This is a genomic window from Synechococcus sp. LTW-G (assembly GCF_054459035.1).
Window position 1 is genome coordinate 119,554 of the sequence record NZ_JBTKYW010000005.1, and the last position, 19,679, is coordinate 139,232.

22 protein-coding genes are annotated in these 19,679 nt (G+C 64.0%); 12 read left to right on the top strand and 10 right to left on the bottom strand.

Features of this window, described 5'->3' with window-relative positions:
• Positions 1-27: 27 nt before the first annotated feature.
• The 3 genes from leuC to ACXIQ9_RS09420 are packed head-to-tail and all read left to right on the top strand — an operon-like array spanning position 28 to position 2,644.
• The gene (gene leuC, locus ACXIQ9_RS09410; protein ID WP_459016504.1) at positions 28-1,437 is read left to right on the top strand and encodes a 3-isopropylmalate dehydratase large subunit; all 1,410 of its coding nucleotides are present in this window, start codon (positions 28-30) and stop codon (positions 1,435-1,437) included.
• 25 nt (positions 1,438-1,462) lie between these two features.
• Positions 1,463-2,086: a 3-isopropylmalate dehydratase small subunit gene (gene leuD, locus ACXIQ9_RS09415; protein ID WP_459016505.1), complete on the top strand. Its 624-nt coding sequence runs from the start codon at positions 1,463-1,465 to the stop codon at positions 2,084-2,086.
• Positions 2,087-2,140: 54 nt separating this feature from the next.
• Positions 2,141-2,644, top strand: a complete 504-nt coding sequence (locus ACXIQ9_RS09420; RefSeq protein WP_459016506.1) for a pentapeptide repeat-containing protein — start codon at positions 2,141-2,143, stop codon at positions 2,642-2,644.
• On the opposite strand, the gene ACXIQ9_RS09425 is transcribed toward ACXIQ9_RS09420, so the two are convergent.
• Positions 2,638-5,829, bottom strand: coding sequence for a DUF3769 domain-containing protein (locus ACXIQ9_RS09425; protein ID WP_459016507.1), 3,192 nt, complete (start codon positions 5,827-5,829; stop codon positions 2,638-2,640). The genes ACXIQ9_RS09420 and ACXIQ9_RS09425 overlap by 7 nt on opposite strands.
• Before the next feature lie 158 nt (positions 5,830-5,987).
• The gene (locus ACXIQ9_RS09430) at positions 5,988-6,107 is read right to left on the bottom strand and encodes a photosystem II reaction center protein I (RefSeq protein WP_010312075.1); all 120 of its coding nucleotides are present in this window, start codon (positions 6,105-6,107) and stop codon (positions 5,988-5,990) included.
• A 100-nt stretch (positions 6,108-6,207) separates the two neighbouring features.
• On the opposite strand from ACXIQ9_RS09430, the gene ACXIQ9_RS09435 reads away from it, so the two are divergent.
• A complete protein-coding gene (locus tag ACXIQ9_RS09435; protein ID WP_459016508.1) occupies positions 6,208-9,186 on the top strand; it encodes an alpha-mannosidase in 2,979 nt (992 codons plus the stop codon).
• Here the strand turns inward: ACXIQ9_RS09435 and psbN are convergent.
• Entirely contained in the window at positions 9,183-9,323 is a 141-nt protein-coding gene (gene psbN / locus ACXIQ9_RS09440; RefSeq protein ID WP_010314488.1) for a photosystem II reaction center protein PsbN, read from the bottom strand. The genes ACXIQ9_RS09435 and psbN overlap by 4 nt on opposite strands.
• A gap of 86 nt (positions 9,324-9,409) precedes the next feature.
• Here psbN and psbH point away from each other — a divergent pair, with 86 nt between their 5' ends.
• Genes psbH through ACXIQ9_RS09460 form a run of 4 tightly spaced genes read left to right on the top strand, consistent with a single transcriptional unit; the run spans position 9,410 to position 10,771 of the window.
• Entirely contained in the window at positions 9,410-9,610 is a 201-nt protein-coding gene (gene psbH / locus ACXIQ9_RS09445) for a photosystem II reaction center phosphoprotein PsbH (RefSeq protein WP_010314489.1), read from the top strand.
• Positions 9,611-9,614: 4 nt separating this feature from the next.
• Entirely contained in the window at positions 9,615-9,866 is a 252-nt protein-coding gene (locus tag ACXIQ9_RS09450; RefSeq protein WP_296418256.1) for a TatA/E family twin arginine-targeting protein translocase, read from the top strand.
• An 8-nt stretch (positions 9,867-9,874) separates the two neighbouring features.
• The gene (gene pth, locus ACXIQ9_RS09455) at positions 9,875-10,507 is read left to right on the top strand and encodes an aminoacyl-tRNA hydrolase (RefSeq protein ID WP_247476314.1); all 633 of its coding nucleotides are present in this window, start codon (positions 9,875-9,877) and stop codon (positions 10,505-10,507) included.
• A gap of 6 nt (positions 10,508-10,513) precedes the next feature.
• Positions 10,514-10,771 carry a DUF3146 family protein gene (locus ACXIQ9_RS09460; RefSeq protein WP_010314492.1) on the top strand — a complete coding sequence of 86 codons (258 nt, stop codon included), beginning with the start codon at positions 10,514-10,516 and terminating at the stop codon, positions 10,769-10,771.
• On the opposite strand, the gene ACXIQ9_RS09465 is transcribed toward ACXIQ9_RS09460, so the two are convergent.
• From ACXIQ9_RS09465 to rph, 4 genes are all read right to left on the bottom strand, one after another.
• Positions 10,768-11,205, bottom strand: coding sequence for a RuvC family protein (locus ACXIQ9_RS09465; RefSeq protein WP_459016509.1), 438 nt, complete (start codon positions 11,203-11,205; stop codon positions 10,768-10,770). The two genes, ACXIQ9_RS09460 and ACXIQ9_RS09465, sit on opposite strands and share 4 nt — an antisense overlap.
• Positions 11,202-12,383 carry a DUF3084 domain-containing protein gene (locus tag ACXIQ9_RS09470; RefSeq protein ID WP_459016510.1) on the bottom strand — a complete coding sequence of 394 codons (1,182 nt, stop codon included), beginning with the start codon at positions 12,381-12,383 and terminating at the stop codon, positions 11,202-11,204. Before ACXIQ9_RS09470 ends, ACXIQ9_RS09465 begins: the two co-directional genes overlap by 4 nt.
• A 75-nt stretch (positions 12,384-12,458) precedes the next feature.
• Positions 12,459-13,199: a global nitrogen regulator NtcA gene (gene ntcA, locus ACXIQ9_RS09475; RefSeq protein WP_029626096.1), complete on the bottom strand. Its 741-nt coding sequence runs from the start codon at positions 13,197-13,199 to the stop codon at positions 12,459-12,461.
• Positions 13,200-13,263: 64 nt separating this feature from the next.
• The gene (gene rph, locus ACXIQ9_RS09480) at positions 13,264-13,998 is read right to left on the bottom strand and encodes a ribonuclease PH (protein WP_459016511.1); all 735 of its coding nucleotides are present in this window, start codon (positions 13,996-13,998) and stop codon (positions 13,264-13,266) included.
• A gap of 117 nt (positions 13,999-14,115) precedes the next feature.
• Between rph and ACXIQ9_RS09485 the strand changes: the two genes are divergently transcribed.
• Both ACXIQ9_RS09485 and dcd read left to right on the top strand, forming a co-directional pair.
• Positions 14,116-14,694: a cob(I)yrinic acid a,c-diamide adenosyltransferase gene (locus ACXIQ9_RS09485; RefSeq protein WP_296416446.1), complete on the top strand. Its 579-nt coding sequence runs from the start codon at positions 14,116-14,118 to the stop codon at positions 14,692-14,694.
• Entirely contained in the window at positions 14,694-15,287 is a 594-nt protein-coding gene (gene dcd, locus ACXIQ9_RS09490) for a dCTP deaminase (RefSeq protein ID WP_010314503.1), read from the top strand. The genes ACXIQ9_RS09485 and dcd overlap by 1 nt, the downstream gene beginning before the upstream one ends.
• A 3-nt stretch (positions 15,288-15,290) precedes the next feature.
• On the opposite strand, the gene thyX is transcribed toward dcd, so the two are convergent.
• Entirely contained in the window at positions 15,291-16,013 is a 723-nt protein-coding gene (gene thyX, locus ACXIQ9_RS09495; RefSeq protein ID WP_459016512.1) for an FAD-dependent thymidylate synthase, read from the bottom strand.
• A gap of 54 nt (positions 16,014-16,067) precedes the next feature.
• Positions 16,068-16,607 (bottom strand): thioredoxin domain-containing protein, encoded by a 540-nt coding sequence (locus ACXIQ9_RS09500; RefSeq protein WP_459016513.1) that lies wholly within the window; start codon positions 16,605-16,607, stop codon positions 16,068-16,070.
• Between the two features lie 84 nt (positions 16,608-16,691).
• Here ACXIQ9_RS09500 and ACXIQ9_RS09505 point away from each other — a divergent pair, with 84 nt between their 5' ends.
• Positions 16,692-17,120, top strand: coding sequence for an NIL domain-containing protein (locus ACXIQ9_RS09505; protein WP_459016514.1), 429 nt, complete (start codon positions 16,692-16,694; stop codon positions 17,118-17,120).
• Positions 17,120-17,647, top strand: a complete 528-nt coding sequence (locus tag ACXIQ9_RS09510) for a hypothetical protein (protein ID WP_459016515.1) — start codon at positions 17,120-17,122, stop codon at positions 17,645-17,647. The genes ACXIQ9_RS09505 and ACXIQ9_RS09510 overlap by 1 nt, the downstream gene beginning before the upstream one ends.
• A gap of 9 nt (positions 17,648-17,656) precedes the next feature.
• Here the strand turns inward: ACXIQ9_RS09510 and ACXIQ9_RS09515 are convergent, their stop codons facing one another.
• The gene (locus tag ACXIQ9_RS09515; protein WP_459016516.1) at positions 17,657-19,672 is read right to left on the bottom strand and encodes a transglycosylase SLT domain-containing protein; all 2,016 of its coding nucleotides are present in this window, start codon (positions 19,670-19,672) and stop codon (positions 17,657-17,659) included.
• Between the last annotated feature and the right edge of the window lie 7 nt (positions 19,673-19,679).

Here is a 19,679-nt window from a genome sequence, read left to right on the forward strand (position 1 = left end):
CTCGTCGATTCCGCTGCAGGCATCGGCGTGAGCTCCGGCACCCTCTACGACAAGGTTTGGGATCTACACCAGGTCTCCCAGCTGCCGGGTGGGGCCACCCAGCTGTTCATTGGCCTGCATCTGATCCACGAGGTCACTAGTCCCCAGGCCTTTGCTGGTTTGAAGGACTTGGGCCTGACGGTGCGGCACCCCGAGCGCACAGTCGCGACGGTGGATCACATCGTTCCGACCACCTCCCAGGCGCGCCCCTTCGCTGATCCCCTGGCGGAGGAGATGTTGGCGACGCTCGAGGCCAACTGCGCCGAGCACGGCATCACCCTGCACGGCATCGGCAGCGGTCGCCAGGGGATCGTGCACGTGATTGCCCCCGAGCTGGGTTTGACCCAGCCGGGCATGACCGTGGCCTGCGGTGACTCCCACACCTCCACCCACGGGGCCTTCGGCGCGATTGCGTTTGGCATCGGCACCAGTCAGGTGCGTGATGTGCTGGCGAGCCAGAGCCTGGCGATGGGCAAGCTCAAGGTCCGCCGGATCTGGGTGGATGGTCAGCTCCAGCGAGGGGTCTACGCCAAGGACCTGGTGTTGCATGTCATCCGCACCCTGGGGGTGAAGGGTGGTGTGGGTTACGCCTACGAATTCGCCGGTCCAGCGATTGAGGCCCTCTCGATGGAGGAGCGCATGACCCTCTGCAACATGGCGATTGAGGGCGGCGCCCGTTGCGGTTACGTCAATCCCGATCAGGTCACCTTTGACTATTTGAAGGGCCGTCCCTTTGCTCCGAGCGGTGAGGCTTGGGCTGAGGCGGTGCGCTGGTGGAGTGGCTTGGCCAGCGGCAGCGACGCGGTCTTTGACGATGAAGTGCGCTTTGACGCAGTTTCGATTGCGCCGACGGTCACCTGGGGCATCACCCCGGGCCAAGGGATCGGGGTCGACGAGGCCGTGCCCACCCTGGAGCAGACCGAGCCCGATGAGCGGCCCCTGGCGGAAGAGGCCTACCGCTACATGGATTTGCAACCCGGCGCCCCGATCGCCGGTCTGCCGGTCGATGTCTGCTTCATCGGCAGCTGCACCAATGGCCGCTTGAGCGATCTTCAGGCCGCGGCAGCAGTGGCGAAGGGACGCCATGTGGCAGAAGGGATCAAGGCCTTTGTGGTTCCCGGCAGCGAGCAGGTGGCGGCCGCCGCCGAGGCTGAAGGTCTCGACAAGGTCTTTGAAGCGGCGGGCTTTGAGTGGCGCGAGCCCGGCTGCTCGATGTGTCTGGCCATGAACCCTGATCGTTTGGAAGGCCGCCAGATCAGTGCCAGCTCGAGTAACCGCAACTTCAAGGGACGCCAGGGCTCTGCCAGTGGCCGCACCCTGCTGATGAGCCCAGCGATGGTGGCCGCGGCAGCCATTCATGGCCGCGTCAGTGATGTGCGCGCGTTGCTCAACGCCTGATTGCTCGCGTTTTTCTTCTTAACCGATGGCTAGCTCCATTTCTTTCCCCTCCGGTTCAATCGGCCGCGTCTCTGGCACCAGCGTTGTGGTGCGCGGCGATGACATCGACACCGACCGGATCATTCCGGCCCGTTTCCTCAAGTGCGTCACCTTTGATGCCCTCGGGCCCGCGGCCTTCGCGGATGACCGCGCTGAGTTGGCCGGTGCCCATCCCTTTGATCGCCCGGAGCATCAAGAGGCCTCTGTGCTGCTGGTGAACCGCAATTTCGGCTGTGGCTCCAGCCGCGAGCATGCCCCGCAGGCCCTGATGCGCTGGGGTATCCGGGCCGTGGTCGGCGAGAGCTTCGCCGAGATCTTCTACGGGAACTGCCTGGCTCTGGGGATCCCCTGTCTCTCAGCCGACCACGACACCATGCTGGCCATTCAGTCCGTCGCTGAAGCCGATGCAACGGCCGCTTTCGTGGTGGATGTGGAGTCCTTGACGCTCTCGTGCGGCGACCAGCAGTGGGCGTTGACCTTGGCGGCGGGTCCCAAGCAGATGCTGCTGAGCGGCCAGTGGGATGCCACGGGCCAGTTGCTGGCCAATGACGAGGCACTCAAGGCCACGGCCCAGCGCCTTCCCTATCTGCGTCAGTTCCAAGCCGCCTGATCTGTGGCGGACAGTTGCTCCACTGTCTATGAATGAGATAGCGGCGTAGGGGCTATGGCGAGCGGCTGGCTTGGGGGCGGATCGACAGCCCTGGTGCTCGCTTTGATCGGCTGCCCTGGCGCCGGGCGATCTGCTCCTCTGACTGTGGAGCCGTTTACGGAGGCGCCGGCGCTGGTTGCTCCGGCTTGGTCTGACTGCCGAGGGTGTGATCTGCGCGGTGCGGACCTAAGTGGGTTGATGCTGAACGGCATCGATCTGCGCGAAGCGGATCTGCGCGGTGCGGACCTCAGGGGCAGCAACTTGGAGGGAGCTGACCTCAGTGGAGCCAACTTGGAGGGTGCACGGCTGCAGGAGACCCGGCTGAGCAATGCGGATCTCTCTAGGGCCAACTTGAGCAGCGCCGATTTGAGCGGAGCTGTGATGATTCAGGCCCTGACGCCTGGGCTGAGGCTTGATCAGGCCATCCTCGTCGGTGTTGATTTCACCGGCAGCCAGGTGATGGTTGGCGGTGAAGTTCTCGATGGCCCCAGCCCGTTGCCGGCGTTACCGCCTCAATAGAGGCCCTGGCGTTGTTTGGTGAAATCGGTTGGGGTGTATGGCACAAATGGCAGGCCCGTCCCCCTGTAGTTGAAGTCGTTCAGCTTCACGCGAACGCCACCGACCTGCTCGTAGGGGCTGTAGTAGATGGCGAATTCGTAGCCGCGACGCTGCCAGATCAGCTCAGCGAAGGATCCGGTGATGTCGCCGTAGTAGCCCGAATTGCCATCGACGTTTACGCCGATGCCACCGCTGAAGAGCAATGGACCAAAGAGCTGTTGCTTCCAGCCGAAGGCCAGGGTGGCGAGGTCGACATTGCGATCAAAGCTGAAGGGGCTTTGACCTTGCTGGAGGCTGCCGCCGCCTGAGATGGAGATCTCGGTGAAGTCGAAGAAGTTTTTCTCAAGCCGGCCCAAGGTGAGCGTCGGACCGCCGGTCAGGGTGATGGTGTTTTGGCTTGTTCCGTCGCCGTAGTAGTCGAGCCGGACGTTGGTGTTGGTGTTGAGCCGAAGTCCGGGCTCGATCGGACGGGGAGTGTTTTGGGTGGTCCTGGGGTTGTCCCGATCGCCCGCTTTGCCTCGCCAGAGCTGCAAGCTGCTGTTCACAGCCCCATAGAAACTGCCCCGGGTGCTGTCGATCAGGTTGGAGGTCTCGAATTCGGTGCCTTGGAAATTGCCGAAGGCTGCGCGCCAGTAATAGTTGTGGTTGATCTTTCCCCAGGGCCTTAGCTCACCTTTTTTCTCAAGAGATGCCCCCAACGCGGAATACACATCCTGTTGGCCTAGGGAGCCATTGTAGGTTTTGTAGCGATAAGCCCCGAAGAGTCGTGTGGTGTAAGTTCCGCCTCCAATGAATCCGAGTCTCGGGATGAAGATCTCCCTGGAGAAATCGCCCCAGCTCCTAGTCCCGTTAGCGATGTTTTGGGGGTTTAGTGTTGGCAGGCTGACGGTAAAGTCGCTCGTTGAGTAGCCAAATACGGATCCTTTTAGCTTGATGAGTGCGCCAAACAAATCGCCAATCTGAGCGGGTTGTGATCCTGTTGGACCGCCAACGGGATCTCCGGGGAGAACGAAGCTATTGACCTGCCCATTCAGAGCTCGAGCCACCATGAACTGAGGCTGTAGCTCAAGTCTCAAGGACTGCTGATCGACCTGAATCCCGTTTGCTTTCTTAAAGCTCTTTGCTTTGACGAGCTCAATCGGTTTGAGGTTGTAGCCGAAGTAGATGCCGCTGCGATCCACGCCGTCATCCGCAATGACCCAAGGGTTGTCGGCGGGTTGATCCTTTTCGAGGACGATGTTCTTCCGCATCGGAATCGGAAGACGGTTTTCAAGAATCAAGCGACTGCGCTTGGCGCTGATCTTGGTGCGTTCATCGCTTTCTTGAACAGCGACGACGCTCTCGAGATCGATCCAGGATTGCGCTGGCGTGAACGGGTCGTTGCTGAAGGCGGCGCGATTTGCGGTCCATCCCTCCGGCGTGATCCAGATGCGGGCCGCCTGAAAGCGCCAGCGACTGATGAAGCCTTCGATCAGTTTTTGATCCCCATTGGGGTTCGCCAACTGACTTGGCTCAACCGTGCCGAATTCCTCCTCTTCTTCGGCGCGGCTGGCGAACTGTGTTCCCGCGCGCCGCTCCACTTTCAAGCTGCGGACGTAGTAGAGGTCGCTCACGCGCTGATCGACTGTGGCTTCGATCGCCTTGTGCCGTTCCGCCTCGAGTTCCGCGGCTGGGACAGTCGAAAGGGCTGGCAGTGCAGGGGGTTGGCTGGCACTGGTGGCCTGGGAGGGCATGGCCTCAGCTACGGCGTTCAGCTGATCGGCCAGGGGCTTCATGTCCTCTTCGGCCTCTGGGCTTGGTGCGCCAGGACAGCCGGCCGCCGGAGGCATCAGCGGCGCAATCCGCGGCGGCTGGGATTGGCCGTAGCGGTAGCGAACCCCGACGAGATACGCGTTGCTGCCTTCGCTGACGCCGCCGTAGGTGCCGTAGGCACCAGAACGGTGATGCAGGCGGCCGACCACGGACCACTGGGGTTTGACCAGGGCCTCGACTTCAAAGCCCAAGTAATTGAGGAAGGTCTGATAGTTCTCGCGGAAAGTCTGCTCGTAGAGGCTGTTGCTTGTGAGAAGGCTCACGCCTTCGAAGAAACCCAGGCTCAGCCAGGGCTGCAGCCATGCCCGTAGACCCAGGGCTGCAGTGAACTCCCCAAAGGTTTGGGGGGGGAGCGGAGCAAAGGGTTCGCTGTTGTTGAACTCCCCGCCGGGCTGCCAGCTGGTCTTGTGCAGCAGGGCGTTGGAGTCAAATTCCAGGGCCAGGGGACCCGCATCGACCAGGCGTTTGTTGAAGTTCAGGCCCCAGACGTTTTCTGGGCGCCAGCGCCCGTTGAAGGTGAAGGAGTCGCCGAAGTTGGCATCGATCGCTTGTCCGTAACCCCAGGCCGTGACGGCAAGGGGATAGGGATGCCAATCCGGAACGGGCGGGATCAGTGGCGCGCAGGCCATCGACTGAGCCGCAGGAGCAACAGCAATCGGTGGAACGCGCCACTCCGCGAGGTCCGGGCGCTCCGGTAGACCCAGGAGTTGTTCGGGGCTGGTGACTCCGTTGAGGGCTAACCCCGGCAGCAGTGATTCGCCGGATCTTTCGAGCGGCGATTGAGTCAGCGCCAGCTCAGCCGTGCTGGCTTGGTTGCTCCAGTCGGCACTGACCAGAATCTCTCCGCGGGGGCCTTTGCGAATCAGCTCTGGCGTTGCCGTTCCAAACGTCGCTTTCTCGTAAGGGCTGGAGGTTGGCCAGTAGCTCAGCGAGGGCAGAGCGACGGAGGGGTAGGCCTTGAGATCGAAGTCGACCTCACTGGTGTCGAAATCAAGGACGCCATAGACCGCATCGGCATCGCCACTGTTTTCGATCAGGCTGTAACGCAGGCTGTTGGCCTGGAAGTACTGCTCACCGCGTTGGAAACGAACGCGCCCGCTCAGCAGCAGGGTGCGTGTTGCGGTCTCGTATTCCAGCCGATCCGCCAGAACCCGGCCCCCGGCCAGGTCAATCTGGACATCGCCTCGCGCGACGAAACGGTTGATGCGTTGATCAAAGCCCTGCTCGTTGGCGAGCAGCTTGATCACCACAGGTGGTGATTGATCAGCACTGGCCTGGGTGAGCTCTGAAACAGGGGTGACCGCTGCCGGCTCTGCCGCCCAGGCAGCACCCAAGGGGACCAGGCTCGTGGCGGCAATGGAACATGCAGAAACCCCTTGGATCAGTCTCTTCCGGAGCTGAGTCACCAAGGGGTCGCGTAAGGCCGCGATCTTGCCACGGCTAACTGGTCAAAAAGGGCGAGGTGGTGCCGGTTGCTCAGCCCACCTGAGGATCACTCCTCCAGGTCTTTGCGGCTGGGCGTCCGGCTGGGATCGCTGGCCAGAAAGCCGAAAACGAAGATCCCGATAAAGAAGAAAACGACCGAGTAAACCGAGATCTTGAGGGCAAGCATGGGTCTGTCCGGCGGGTGACAGGGAGTGACAAGCGCCAAATGGGCCCTGAACGAGCCGGCGGCAGCCGCATCATCCTATGGGTCGTGAACGCGTTGACCGATGTCAGAGGGGCCAGAGGGCGCTGTTCGCTCCTGGATTGAAACGTTTCAGGCACAAACCCGTTGGGACCTGCTGCCGCTCTGGAGCGTGCAGGCGCCAGACGGAGACAGCGTTTTGGCCCTGGATGACCCCTGGGGGGCATGCCACCGCCCCGACTGGCATCAACGTGGATTGCTGAGCTGGCCGCGCGGCGGGCGATGGATCAGCCTGCGCCTGCAGCTGGTCTGCCCTGAGTCCTGGCAAGTGGCTCAGCGCGGTGATCGGCGTGCCCGTCTGGCCCTCTGTTGGTGGGCCGATGCCGTGGAGCTCTGGGCCGATGGGGCCTTGGTGCACCAGGGTGACCTGTTCGACAGCGCCTGCCGCTGGGTCCTGCCGTCCCCTTGGTGGGAAGGCCAGCCATTGCAGCTGGAGCTGCGGCTGCGCTCCCCGCTGCATGACGACGGGGCCTTGATCCACAGCCGGCTCGAGCAGGAGCCGACGGATCCCGCTGACCCTGCTGGGGTGCTGGCGGCCGAAGCTCTTTACCTCGGTGCCTCGCGTCTCTCTGGGGACGCCTTGGCTGCGTTGAAGCCAGAGCTCGAGAAGGGAGCCTTTCCCAACCTGTTGGCGCGGATGGCCCAGGCTCGCCCCCCTGGCGGTTTCCATCTCTTGGGCCACGCCCATTTGGATTTGGCCTGGCTCTGGCCGGTGGCGGACACCTGGCAGGCGGCGATTCGCACCTTCGATTCGGCCCTGACGTTGATGGAGCGTTTTCCCGAGCTCCACTTCGCTCACTCCACCCCGGCGCTCTACGCCTGGATGGAGCAGCACCGTCCGGAGCTCTTTTCCCGCCTGCAAGTGGCAGCGGCGCAGGGTCGTTTTGAGCCGGTCAATGGCCCCTGGGTGGAAACCGATTGCGTCTTGGTTGGAGCCCCCTCGCTGCTGCGGCAGTTCGAGGAGGGGCAGGCTTATAGCCGCACCCGCTTCCCCCAGTGGACGCACGAGCTCTGCTGGTTGCCCGACAGTTTTGGCTTCGCAGCTGGGCTTCCTGCCATCGCCCAGCTGAGCGGAGTGCGTTGGTTCTGCACCCACAAGTTGGCCTGGAACAGCAGCAACCCTTTCCCCCATCGCCTGTTTCGCTGGCGCAGCGCCGACGGCTCGGAGCTGTTGGCCCTGGCGACGGCTCCCATCGGTACGGCCGGCGATCCCCAGGGGATGGAGACCTACCGCCAGCAGTGGCAGGCGGCGACGGGTGTGGATCAGGCCCTATGGCTTCCGGGGGTTGGCGACCACGGCGGTGGCCCAACCGCCGAGATGCTGGAGCAGCTGGCCCTCTGGCAGCAGCAGCCCGTGGCCTGCCCCCAGAAGCACGGAACCCTGCGCAGTTATCTCGAGGGACTGGAGCCACTGGCGAGCCGATTGCCGGTCTGGCGAGACGAGCTCTATCTCGAACTGCACCGCGGCTGTGCAACCACCCGCCCGGATCAAAAGCGCCATAACCGCACTCTTGAGCGCTTGCTTCGGGAGCTCGATTGGGTCCATGCCCTGCTGCACCTCCGCGGCAGCGAGCAGCCCGGTGCGGACTGGCGGACGCTGCTGTTTCAGCAGTTCCACGACATCCTTCCGGGCACCTCAATCCCTGAGGTGTTTGAGCAGGCGGAACCGCAGTGGCGCCAAGCGCGGCGCTTGGCGGCCCGTCGACGCGACCACGGGCTGCAGGCGCTGCTCCCCGCGCGCGGCGGAGCTGAACCTTGGTGGCTGGTGCAACTCCAGCCCCAGCCTGCGGAGCGGGTCACCCTGCGCCTGCCCGCTGGCGCCTGGTGCATCGAGGGGGCCCAGGAGCAGCTCCCCAGTCAGCGACGGCCAGCCGGTGGGACATGGGTTCAGCTCCCCTTGGATTCGGCTGTTCAGGCGCTTCCCCTTGAGCGCGCGGATTGGCTGCCGCAGGCCTCGGCAGCAATCACAGCCCCGGTTGTGTGCGAGGCGAGCGCTGGGCACTGGCGCTTGGACAACGGCTTGGTGCGCGTCGAGATCGGGGCGGACGGCGTTCAGCAGCTCTGGGGAGCTGATGGTGTGCCCCAACTCTCGGGCCCTTTGCAATGGCGCCGTTGGAGCGATCAGGGCGAGTTTTGGGATGCCTGGGACATTGCGGCGGACTACCGCGAGCAGCCGCTGCCTTTGACTTGGCAGGGAGCACCGGAACTGGTGGAGCAGGGACCGCTCTGTTGCCGCTTTGTCGTCCGCGGCCGCTGCGGCCAAAGCGCGCTTCGACTCGACATTCAGCTGCGGGCAGCCTCGCCGTATCTGGAGCTGGCCTTGACGGTCGATTGGCGTCAGCGCCATGAGCTGTTGCGATTGGAATTGCCCTTGGCGCAGGTTGCTCAGCGCTATGCCGCGGACACCTCTGCGGGGGTGCTTGAGCGGCCGGCCCATGCCCTGACGGTCAGGGAGCAGGCGCGCTGGGAAGTGACGGCCATCAGTTGGCTGGCTAGTCAGGCGAAGGCTGGAGCGGGTGGTCTGGCGGTGCTGCTGGATGGGCCCCAGGGCGTCTCCGCCACCCCCGCTCAGCTGGGGGTCTCCTTGCTTAGAGCACCCACCTGGCCTGACCCCTCGGCCGATAACGGACACCAACGGCTTCGGCTCGCGTTGGTCCCTTGCGCAGCCGGGTGGGCGTCGGCCGGGGTGCCTCGTTTGGCGCAGCGTTTTCGAGAACCGCTTTGGATTCGCCCGGCCCAAAAGGCGGCCCAGCAGGCGGAGATCTTCGCTCCGATCGACTTGATGGAGGGCATGGGTCCAGCCAATCCCCAGATCCGCGTGCTCAGCTGCAGGCCCGGCTCAACCCCAGGGCAGCTGGCGCTGCGGCTGCAGAACCTCAGCCCTCAGCGACAGAGCTGGACGCTGGACTCGCCACGGCGTTGGCGCCGGGGGAATGCTGAGACCTGGCAGAGCGGAGCTCTTGTGCTCAAGCCCTGGCAGGTCGTCTCGTTAGAGCTGGTTTAGTCGTCGTGGTCGTCAAAGGGGTCGCTGAGCTGCTTCGACGGAGGACCAAAGGCGGTGTAGATCCCGAAGCCGGTGAGGCCCAGCAGCACAGCCAAGACTGCCAGTGCCACGGACATGGCTGGGGAGGTGGTTTCCATCACAACTCTCGACGGGGCCAGCCGCTCAGGCGGCCAGGCCCCTTACAGTAACGAGACCTACTCCTTGCCAGAGAGCACAGCCCGACATGGCTCAACGCACCCGCCTGGGAGATCTGCTTCGCCCCCTGAACTCCGAGTACGGCAAGGTTGTGCCCGGCTGGGGCACGACCCCCGTGATGGGCGTGTTCATGGCCCTGTTCCTGGTGTTCCTGCTGGTGATCCTCCAGCTGTACAACAAGTCCCTGATCCTCGACGGCATCACCGTCAACTGGAACGGCATCGGCTGATCCGATGAACGTGTTTGGGATCGGATTGCCTGAGATGGCGGTGATTGCCGCCGTGGGTCTCTTGGTGTTCGGTCCCAAGCGCTTACCCGAATTGGGTCGCACCCTTGGAAAAACCCTGAAGGGTTTTCAGTCCGCCTCCAAGGAATTCGAGCAGGAGTTCCGAAAGGCGGTCGACACGGTGGAAGCGGAAGTCACCCAGGCTTCTGCTGAGCCCCAGCCTCAACTCAAGGCCGACGACGAGCAAGCGGCCGGTTGAAGGACTCCATGACTCCTCTGAGTCTTGTTGTTGGTTTAGGGAACCCGGGCGAGAAGTACGCCGGAACCCGCCACAACGTCGGATTTATGGCGCTGGAGCAGCTTGCCAAGCGTCAAAACAGCAGCTTTAAGCAGCAGTCCAAGCTCCACGCCCTCGCCGCGGAGGTGGGACAGGGTGCTGAACGCCTGCGTCTGTTGATGCCTCAGACCTACATGAACGACAGCGGTCGTTCGATTCGTGCTGCTCTCGATTGGTTTGGGTTCGAGCCAAACCAGATGCTGATCCTGGTGGACGACATGGATCTCCCCCTCGGTCGCTTGCGCCTGCGGCTCTCGGGCGGTGCTGGCGGCCACAACGGTCTGCGCAGCACCATTGCCCATCTCGGCGGCCAAGAGTTCCCCCGCTTGCGCATCGGGATTGGCGCTCCGGCCTTGAATCCGGTGGAGCGTAAGCAGCGCACTGTCGGCCACGTCCTCGGCCGCTTTGCCGTCGCCGAACAGCCGGTGCTCGAGGAGGTCATCGATGAGGTCTTGGCTGGTCTGGATCTGATTCAGCGCCTGGGGTTTGAGCGGGCTGGTAACAGGCTCAACGGTTTTGTTGCTCCCTCTGCCGCCAAGCTGGTCGAGCAACCCACTGCCTGAGTCCGCGTGAGTCGCCTCCCCACGACAACGGCGCAATTGCGGGTGCTGCGCCAAAGCTTTAGCCAGCGGGTGTTGGAGGGCGAGGTCAGCGCTGGAGGGTTCGAGTGGACGTTCGCCTGGTTCTTTGACCGCGGCGAGCTGCAGGTGGAGCCCTCCCTGGGCCGGGCCTTGATCCAGGACGCGTTGCTGCGCTTCCTGTTGAAAACCGACTACCAGCTGGAGGCGGGTGGGGACTACGCCTTCAGCGTGCGGGCCAGATTTTAGGCAGCGAGCTGGCGCAAGACGACCAAGCCAGGTTCCCGCTTGAGCTCCGTTCTCCAATGGCGCTCCAGCAGCAGTTGAGCCACGACATCGTCGTAGTCCCGTGGGGGCAGCCTCAGGCCCTCGGGGAGCATTCGCCGCCAGCCCCTGGGGGGCTCCAGCTGCCAGTAGCGGGCTCGTGCGGCCAGGGTGGTTCCCGCTTCAGGGATGACCTGGACAGCCAGGCCAAGGTCGTTCAGTTGCCGCTGCCAGTGCTTGCTGCCCGTTCCATCACCGAGCACAACGCCCTCAATCCCCGGGCGCTCTTGCCAGATCGCAATCTGCTTGAAGCATTCCTCCGGGGAGAGCACGGCGGCAACCTCGATCTGGCCTGTGCTGTGGTCAGAAAGGACCAAGCCGCATTTGCTGCGGCCGGGATCGAGTCCGATCCAAGTCATTGCGGGCGCTGCCAGCGAATGTCGACGGCAATCGGGTCGGCCAGATCACTGTTGCCTCTGGAGACGGCCTCGAGCTTGGCGGTCTCGCCCAGGGGGCGGTTGACGAGGGCCTCAGCCAGTTGATTGAGGCGTGCTGGGTCAAATTGCAGGCCGTTGGCCAGGGCCCCTTGACGTTGCGCTCGGGTAAAGGCTGCTGCCAGGAGCAGGTTCAGACGGCTACGCACCTGATCCGGGGAGCGCTCATCGGTCTCCAGCACGGTGGTGGCCAGTTGTTCTCCACTACGCACCACCCGTTTGTTGGGTCTGACATCCGGGAAGGCCACGACCTGACGCTCCCCTTTGAGCACATTGGCCGCTGAGATCAGACTCACGACCCACTCGCCGCGTTTGCTGAGGGTGGTCTCCAATTTGCTGATGTCGCTGCGCGGCACCAACAGGATTTGACGGTTCGGTGTTTCGCCCGGCAGCACGCGCTGGTAGACGTTCAAATTCGTGCGCTGCAGCAGGGCGTGGATCACGTCTCGGGCCTGGCTGGGCTTCTCGATCCGAACCTTGGCCACCTCCAGGATTTGGCCACTGCTGATCACCACATCACCCTGACGTAAGGCAATCAGGTTGCGTTCGAGACGCTCGAGCTCTTGGCTGCTGCTTTTGATCTTGCTGTTGAGCTTGGCGAGCTCAGTGCGGTTGCGCTGGAGATCGGAATCCTTCGCGGCGATGTCACGGCTCAGGCGGTCGCGCTCGGCCTCCAGTTGTTTGCGTTGCTCCATCAGGGGAGCCAGTTCCTTCTGCAGCCGGCTGGCCTGCTCGGCCACCACCTTGAGTTGGCGTTGGGCCTCGCTGCGCTCGTTCTCTGCGCTCTGCAGGGCGCTCCGACTTTGGGCCAGGTCCTTGCGACTTGAGCTCAGGGCATCGCGGCTGTCCCGCAGGCGCTGCTCGATCTGATCGAGTTCGAAGAGCCCCGTGCGCAAGCGATCACTGACGAGCAGCATCAGGCCAAGGGAGATGGCACTGATCAAGCTGCCGGTCAGCACCGTGATCACCACGGCGGTTTTCTTGGGCCGCAACCGGAACAAGCTCAGCCGCGCCTTGCCGACCTTGGATCCCAAGCGATCCCCCAGGGTGGAGAGCACTCCCCCGAGGATCAGCAACGCCAGGATCAGGATCCAGCCGGACACGACGTTGGGCGACGACGGTCAGTATCGGTTGCGGTGGCTTGGAACGCAGCTGGGATCGGCCACCAGTTCAGCCGTTTAGCTGAAGCGTTTGGCGAGGGCCAACGGATCGAAGACGGTGATCTTCTTGCGGTCGATTTGCACCAGCCCGTCGTTGCGGAGGTCGCCCAAGAGTCGGGTGATCGTGACGCGGGTCGATCCGATTGCTTCGGCGATGGCCTGGTGGGAGAGGCGCAGGTCGATCGTGATTCCTTCGCTGCTGGGTACACCAAAGTCGCGGCAGAGCACCAGCAGGAAACTCACCAGTCGCGAGGACATGTCGCGGTGGGTGAGGGTTTCGATCATGGTCTCGGTTTGCAGGATCCGAGAGGAGAGACCCTGCAGAAGCAGTAGACCAACCGCCGGGTCTTGTTCGATCGCCTTGCGGACGGAGGTGGCGGGAGCCGTCACCAGCTCGACGCGAGTAAAGGCAATCGAGTGATAGAAGCGGTCCGAACGCTGGCCTGTCAGTAGAGACAGCACGCCGAAGAGGCTGTTCTCCCGCAGCAGTGCCACGGTGATTTCCTCGCCGGATTCGTAGACCCTGGAGAGTCGGACCGCACCCCGTTTCAGCAGATAAACCTTTTCCGCGGGGTCGCCGGGGAAAAAGATTGTTTTGCCACGCTCAACGATTTCGGTGGTGCTACCGCTCAGGCCCCGGATGACATCCAGCAGCGTGGCATTGGGCGGCAGGGGACTCCCCGCGATCGGTGCGATCACTGACGTACCGGTCGTAGGGCTAGGGGAGTAGCGGCTGAATCCTTGCGTGGCCACGACCATGTCAGCGCGACTGAGTTGCCTGGAACCTACGGATCAGTCCAGGGCCGCCCTGTAGCCATTGAAACTAATTTGCTGCCTCTGCCAAGGCCTGCTTCTGGGCCTGCATCAGTTGATCGATGCCGCTTTCCGCTAGGTCAACCAGGCTGGAAAGCTGTTGGCGACTGAAGGGTGCGCCCTCGGCAGTGCCTTGAATTTCGAGCAAATGTTGCTCTTGATTCATCACCACGTTGAGATCGACTTCTGCTCGGCTGTCCTCGCTGTAGTCGAGATCGAGGAGTGCGGCCCCATTCACGAGGCCAACGGAAACCGCCGCCACCTGCCCCACCAGGGGCGATCGTTCCAGCACTCCGCGCTGCTCCAGGCGTTGCAGGCCGACGGCTAAGGCGGCCCAGGCTCCAGTGATGCTTGCGGTGCGGGTGCCGGCATCGGCTTGAAGGACGTCACAGTCGATTTGCAGGGTCCGCTCCCCCAGAACCTCCAAATCAAGGCAGGCCCTGAGGCTGCGGGCGATGAGGCGTTGGATTTCTTGGGTGCGACCGGAAAGCTTCATCAGCTCCCGTGGCTGCCGACTGGGGGTGCTGGCTGGGAGCAGCCGGTAGTCGGCGCTCAGCCAGCCCTTGCCGGAGCCTTTACGCCACTTCGGAACACCCTCCTCTAAGCAAACGCTACAGATCACAGCCGTGTTGCCTGTGTACACCGTGACGGAACTCAGGGCGAAGCCCATCGGATCCCAAACGAAGCGCGTGCTGCGCAGGTCCGTTGCGCAGCGGCCGTCCCGCCTGGGTTGGGTGCTGCTCATCGCGGGCTGGCTCAGTGCCTCGATGGTACGGGTGTTTGCACTACAGGTAGTGCTTGTTGCTTGCCGGACGGCCTAACGCCGCTACATTCAGGATCCCAAGCGGCAGCCATGCACTCGATGACGGCCAGCATTGCAGCCACGCCCCGTGCTGGACACCTGCGTCCATTGGCTGTGGTCCCCGCGTCGGCCCCCGCGCGCAGTGTGCGCCTGGCGGCCCAGCAGGAGGGTCAGCTTCAGGTGCACACCGCTCCCTTCCGCGGCAGCTTCAGTGGGGTATTCAGTCAGGCCCTGCGCAGCGCCGGACTTGGCAGCCGCGTTCTGGTGAGCCAGTTCCTCAAAGGTGGGGTCGATCAGGGGCTGGAGCGCAGTGTGTGGCTCTGTGGCCGTCTTCAGTGGCTGAGGCCAGCCGTGGCGGGTTGCCTGGCTGAGCCCGTGCCGGCCTCACAGGCCGATGTCGAGGCTGTGCGCGAGATCTGGGCGTACACCCGTGAGCAGCTGCTGAGCGGTCAGCTGGATCAGTTGGTGCTCGATGAGTTGGGCCTGGCCGTCGAACTGGGCTACTTGTCCGAGGCGGAGGTCGTTTCAGCCCTGGAGCAGCGGCCGTCCCACCTGGATGTGATCCTGACGGGGCCCTCCATGCCCACTGCTCTGTTGGCCATGGCCGATCAGGTCACCCAGCTGCGCCGAGGTTTCTGATGCTCAAAAACGACCGTTGGATCAACGAGCAGGCCGCCTTGGGCATGCTCGAGCCCTTTCAGCCGCAGCTGGTTCGTCATCTCGATCCGGAGAACAGCGAAAAGCCGGTTCTTAGCTTTGGCTGTTCGTCCTATGGCTACGACCTGCGCCTCTCGCCGCAGGAGTTCCTGATCTTCCGGCACGTCCCCGGAACGATCATGAATCCAAAGCGCTTCAACCCCGCCAACCTGGAGCCGGTGCCTCTGCACGAGGACGAGGACGGCTCGTACTTCATCCTCCCAGCCCACTCCTATGGCTTGGGTGTGGCGCTCGAGAAGATGTGCGTTCCTCCCAACATCACCGTGATTTGCCTGGGCAAGAGCACCTATGCCCGTCTGGGGATCATCGTTAACACCACCCCAGCTGAGGCCAGTTGGGAAGGTCACCTGACCCTGGAGTTCAGCAATTCCTCCGGCGCGGACTGCCGCATCTATGCCAACGAGGGCATTTGCCAGCTGCTCTTCTTCGAGGGCGATCCCTGCGAGACGACCTACAAGGACCGGGCTGGCAAGTACCAGCACCAGCCCGAGCGGGTCACCTTGGCCAAGGTCTGAGCCCTAAGGGGCCAGGCGTGCCTTGTGTAGGCGAGTCTTCTCGTACCAAGCAGCGATCTCTGGGGCCCAGGCCTGGAGGTGGGGCCACATCAGATCGCAGAGCACCCGGATTTCCTCCTGGGCATCGAGTTTGGCGCGTAGGTCCATGAAGTGCAGGAACGCCCGCAGCGAGAAGCTCACCACGAAGTGCTGGCGGTAATCGAAGGGAAGGATGCCGCGGGCATGCTCCTCGGCGAACCCCGCCGCGAGCATGTCGCGATAGCGCTCGGCCGCGGCTTGGCAAAGGGCGAGATCCTTGGCGCGCTCGTCTGCGCTGTAGGTGTACTTCTTGCCTTGCCGATCGCTGTACTGCCCTTCGGGGCGCAGGTAGAAGACCTCTTCGAGTTCCAGCTCGCCGTTGGCGGCCCGGCAGATCCGATCGCCGGTGTAGCGCATGGATTGGACGTCAAAGCTCACGCCCACCCGGTGGGTGCGGGCCTGCTGCATCACGGAGTGGGGGAACCAGCCCACGTTCAGCACAATCTGGGCGTGCTCCAGCGGACCGTAGTGACCGCGCTCACCAGCCAGGAGACGTTTGACGCAGATCTCGCCGGCCTTGGTCTCATCAGGCCATTCAGCGCGATCGGCCGCCACAAACCCTTCGCTGTAGTCCTGGTGCATCCCCGCATAGACGCACTGCTGGGGGTTGGGGGTCGCTGCAATCAGCTCAACCCGAAAGCGTTTCATGGGCGGGCGATGGCGTGGGGAGCTGGTGCTGCAGGGTAACGGGCTTTGGGGGACTCAGCTGTGGCTGCGGGGGCCTGCCATGGTGGTCGCCTCCGCTTGCGGCAGGACGCTGGTCTCGGCAACGCCCGCCATGGCCGGTAAGGGGGTGCCTGCCACCAAGGCTTCAGTCAGGGCTTCCAATTCGCTTTGGCTGCGGGCGCCGACGGCGCGGCCCACGCGGGTGCCACTGGCATCGAAGAATTCCAGCTGCGGGATGCCGTTGACGTCGTAGCGATCCACCTCCGGTTGCCAGCGGGGGTTGTCGACGTTCAGCAGCACCACATCGAGTTGATCGTGGTGTTGGCTCTCGACCTTCTCCATCGCTGGGGCCATGGCTTGGCAGGCCTCACACCAGTCCGCATAGAACTCGACCACGCTGGGCCGGCCATTGTTGAGGGCAACGGCGGGCTCCAGCGACTGGCGGGCCAGCTTCTCCAGGGGCGCCGTCGGTGAGAGCCCGCCGCGCAGAAGGAAGAGCCCTAAGGCCAGCAGAGCGGCCACTGCAGCCAGCAGCATGCGCTCGCGCCGTCCCAGGGCTGCCGTGTTGCTGTCCACAGGTGGTGTGTTGATCCTTGGCGCCAATCTGCCAGGGCTGTTCCCATTCCGCGTCGATACCCTGACGGTGGCTGAGTTGCGCCCTTGAAACGCCGCATCACCCTTCACTTCCCGCGGGAGGCGGTGCATCAGCCGATTACCTATCGCCTTGCGGTCGAATTTGATATCGCCGCCAAGATTCTGCGGGCGCAGATCGCTCCGAACCAGAGCGGAACGATGGTGGTGGAGCTCTCGGGCGACATCGATGATCTCGATGCGGCTGAGCAGTGGTTGGAGGGGGAGGGTCTGGGCTTGAACCGGGCCTCCGGTGAGATCGCGATTGATCCCCAGCGTTGTGTGGACTGCGGCATCTGCAGCAGCGTTTGCCCGAGTGGTGCCCTGAGTTTCACCACTCCCCACTGGCGACTGGAGTTCAACGCGCAGCGCTGCCTGGTCTGCGAGCAATGCATCCCCTCGTGTCCGTTTGAAGCGATCGCCCTGGTGTTGGATCAAGCTGTGGGCGCTGCCCAGTGATGCGCCCGTTCATGCGCCCTGTGACTGCTGTTCTTCGCTTCCTGGTCCTGCCGCTGCGGGCACCGATGTTGCTGGTGCTCTTTGCTGTCAGCGCCTTTATGGGACTGCACTGGGCTGATGTGTCTCCGCAGTTGCTGACCCAGGCCAGCACGCCGGTGCAGCAGGAGTTCGCGGGCCCTTGGTTCTGGCCGCTGCAGTGCATGCAGGCGCTTCTGGTGGTGGTGCTCTGCACCATGCCCGATCTGCTTCTGCGGGAGCTCTCGCAGTTGATGGCGGCCAGTAAGGCGCTGACCCTGGTGGTGACCTTGCTGGTGGTGATCACCGGGGGCCTTTACCTCCTGCACCTGGCGGTGCTCTCTGAAGTGTTGGTCTTGGCTTCGGCGGTCTTGCTCGCCCGGCTTGATCTCACCCGGCTTCGGATTGCACCGGCGCCCCTGCTTGGAGCCTTTGTGCTTTGCAGTTGGGTCCTGGCGGGAATCCTGGTGGGCCGCTCCCTCTATGCCCACCTCGGGTTCGTCTTTGCTTAGGGGCCGGCATCAGCGGCAGAGGGTCTCGGCGCTTTCTGCGAGCCGCCGGTAGCTCCAGTAGTTGCCCAGCACTTTTTTGGTGTACAGACGAGTCTCGGGGTAGGGGATGGCCTCGGTCCAGAGCTCCGGTTCGCGCTGCAGATCAAAGCCCCGAGAGTTGAGCCAACTGGCGACGGCACCGGGGCCAGCGTTGTAACTGGCGACGGTTTGGAAGAGGTTGCCCCCGGTGCTGCTGAGCAGTTGCTTGAGGTAGGCCGCCCCCAGGGCTGCGTTGCGGGCTGGATCGATCAGGGACTGATGGTCCAGGGGGTCGCCCGCTAGTTCGCTGGCGGTGGCTGGCATCAGTTGCAGCAGGCCACTGGCTCCAGCCCCTGAGCGCACACTTGGGCTGAAGCGGGATTCCTGCTTGGCGACCGCCAGCAAGAGGGCGAGATCGACACCCGTCGCTTCGCTGGCGGCGCCCAGTTCTGCGCCAAAACGCCGGGGGTGCAGCTGCTGTTCCCGCTCGAGTTGTCCCCGGCAGCTGATCTGGGGCAGGCGAAAGCTGGCCCGCTCGAGTTGTCCGAGTCCGGTCCAGTCATCGCCGATTGCCGTGCGCAGTCGACCTTCGATCAGAAACTCCTCAGGTCGGCTGGGGGAACTGCCCCCTTGCTTGGTGCGCCAGCTTTCCCAGGCCTCCAGTGCTTGCCCCCGCTGCCAGAGGGCATCGATGCGTGCGTCACCACTGGCCAGGGGTTGCCAGGGCTGAAGCGGCTCTGCGCTGCTGAGTTCCTGGTGGGACTGTCCCAGGCGTTCGCTGGCCCGCCAGCTGTAGTAGCCCAGGGGTTGGCTCCGTTGGGTTTGCCGCCAGAACTGCTCCGCGCTCGCCTGGTCCCCCTGCTGCTGGGCACTCCAGCCGCGCCAGAACAACTGGCGCGCCGCTAGTGGTGCGGGCAGGTTGGCGCTCTCCAGTTGGTTGAGCCAGCCACTCGCTTGGCGCCAGTCCCGCTGCAGCAAGGCCTTGCGCGCCTCGCTCCACTGGAGTTCCCAGCTGGCTGGGTCATCGGGCCAGCGGCTGAGCACGGTGGCTGGATCGACCTGTCCCGCTTCGGCAAGGCGAGCCTGCACGGGGGCGCTGTCCTGGAGGGTTGGCGGCAGTTGTTGGAGCCGTTCAACCGCTCCTGCTGCCGGAGATTGCGCCAAGAGGCGTGCTGCCTCTGCACCCTGCGGGCCTTCGCTCTTGGCGATGCGCAAGAGCCAGTCTTCGGCCTGCGTTTGTTGCGTGCGGTTCCCCCGCAGCAGGGTTTGAGCCAGGCGCAGCTGCAGTTCTGCTGTGGCGGGGGTAGTCCCAAGGCAGCGCAGGGCGGCTTCGCTGCGTCCCAGTTGCGCGAGCCCTGCGGCGAGCAGCTGCTTGTCTTCGGCGCTGAGCGCAGCGGCACGGGTCTCGCAGGTTTGCAGCAGGAGCGCTTCGGCACCGGGCCAGCGGGCACCCCAGCGGGCGAGGTGTAGGGCGTCGCCTGCTTCGAGCGCTGCCGCGAGGGCCGCCGGGTGGGCGGCAAAGCGCTTCAGCAGCGTCAGCCGCAACTTGGGTTGCTGCCGGCCCAGGGCATAGAGGGCATCGGCACTGGCGGGTTCCTGCGGAAAGCGCCGCAGCAGTTCTGCCCAGAGAGCTTGGGCTTCCTGGGGGCGCCCACTCGCTTGGGCGGCGAGGGCCGCGCGTTTGAGGCTGATCGCCGCCAGCACTCTGCTGTTGCTGTGGTTGCCCCAGCCCTGGCCCTGGAGCCAATAGCGCCGCTCTTCAGGGCTGCTCTTGGCTTGTCCACTCAGCAGCAGTGCCGCATCCCGCCGCCGGTCTGGATCGAGGCTGTGTTTGCGGCTGCGGGTCAGCTCGGCTGCGCTGCTGTTGGGGGTGAGTGGCGGAGCCAGCTGCACCAGAAGTTGCCGCCCGGCGGCCAGGGCAACGCCCGTTCCCAGGCAGCAGAGACCAAGCAGTGCTGTGCCAAGAAGGCTTTGGCGTCCTTCAGCGGAACGGGGGCGCTGGGCCAAAGCAGTG